General features: G+C 56.8%; 2 protein-coding genes. Both read left to right on the top strand.

Annotated features, from left to right (window positions below; genetic code table 11):
• A partial coding sequence (locus tag VKV29_RS10520) for an FGGY-family carbohydrate kinase (RefSeq protein ID WP_324201263.1) occupies positions 1 to 640 on the top strand: 640 nt, incomplete at its 5' end.
• Between the two features lie 232 nt (positions 641 to 872).
• Positions 873 to 1,242, top strand: a 370-nt coding sequence (locus VKV29_RS10515) for a hypothetical protein (RefSeq protein ID WP_324201262.1), incomplete at its 3' end; no start/stop codon positions are given.

Below are 1,242 nucleotides of genomic sequence, written 5' to 3'. Positions count from 1 at the left end.
CACCAACGAGGGGGGCGTTTGTGGCACTACACGGCTGCTTAAGAACATCATGGGGCTGTGGTTGGTACAGGAGTGCCGTCGGGCCTATGCGCGCCGTGGCCAAGACCATAGCTATGCCGAACTAACCCAAATGGCCGAACAGGCCCCGCCGTTTGGTTCTCTCATAGACCCCGACGATCCCTCTTTTTTGGCACCGGCGGACATGGTGGAGGCCATTGCCAATTTCTGCCGCCGGACCGGCCAAAACCCGCCGGAGGGCATCGGTGCCACCGTTCGCTGCTGCCTCGAGAGCTTGGCACTGAAATATCGTCGTACCTTAGAGCTTTTAGACGGTTTCCGCGGGCGTCCACATGCCGTTATTCATGTGGTTGGAGGTGGCACACAGAACCGACTGCTGTGCCAACTTACCGCCGACGCGCTGCAACGACCGGTGATCGCGGGGCCGGTGGAGGCCACGGCCATCGGCAACGTGCTGATGCAGGCAATGGGCCGCGGAGAGATCGGCTCGCTGGAGGAGGCGCGTGCCATTGCGAGGAACTCTTTCCCACTGGAGACCTATTCTCCGACCACTACAACCAAAGATCGTTGGGAGGAGGCCTACTCTCGCTTCCGCAAGCTCTGCGGCATGGAGGATTCTTAAAAAATGCTGTTGGGGCCTGCCACGCTTCGCTCGGCGCGGGCAGAGTGGTGGGAAAACTAAATCCCTCTGCATGCTTTCGCCTCAAGCAGAGGCGACACTCTCTATCTCAACCGCTCCATGGGGTTCGGACAGGAAGCTCTTAGAGCCTTTGTCTTCAGAGAGAGGCCGCCATAGGTATACTTTACCGGTAGCGCAGAGTATCCGTTGAGAATGTGGGGGTAAAGGCGAAGGTATGTCGGATGATCTTGAGTTAGTTACTTTGGAAGAGGCAGCACGTATTGTGGGTAAAACACCCCACAACATTCGCGACTATATTCAGCGAGTCCGTATTGCCAAGTACAGCCCTGATGGAGAGAAGATCACCCGTGCGAGCAGTGGCCAGCTTCGGGTTTCGCTCAAAGAGTTGCGCATCTTTCTCGCCCTCATTGAGCAGGGGCTAGAAAAGCATCATCACGCTGGACTTCATAAAAACATAGCAAGGAGACCCCCTGCGTTTACGCGGGGGAGGAATTGCTATCCGCATTCCCCCGATTGTCGAGAGCAATCGTGGCGTCACAATAACTCCTCGCACTCCTTTCCGCTTTCGCTGGTAAGTAGAGAGT

The organism is Chthonomonas sp. (genome assembly GCF_035294165.1).
GTDB lineage: Bacteria > Armatimonadota > Chthonomonadetes > Chthonomonadales > Chthonomonadaceae > Chthonomonas.
The sequence above is the reverse complement of the archived record's forward strand: the minus strand, read 5'-3'. Positions and strand labels throughout refer to the sequence as shown.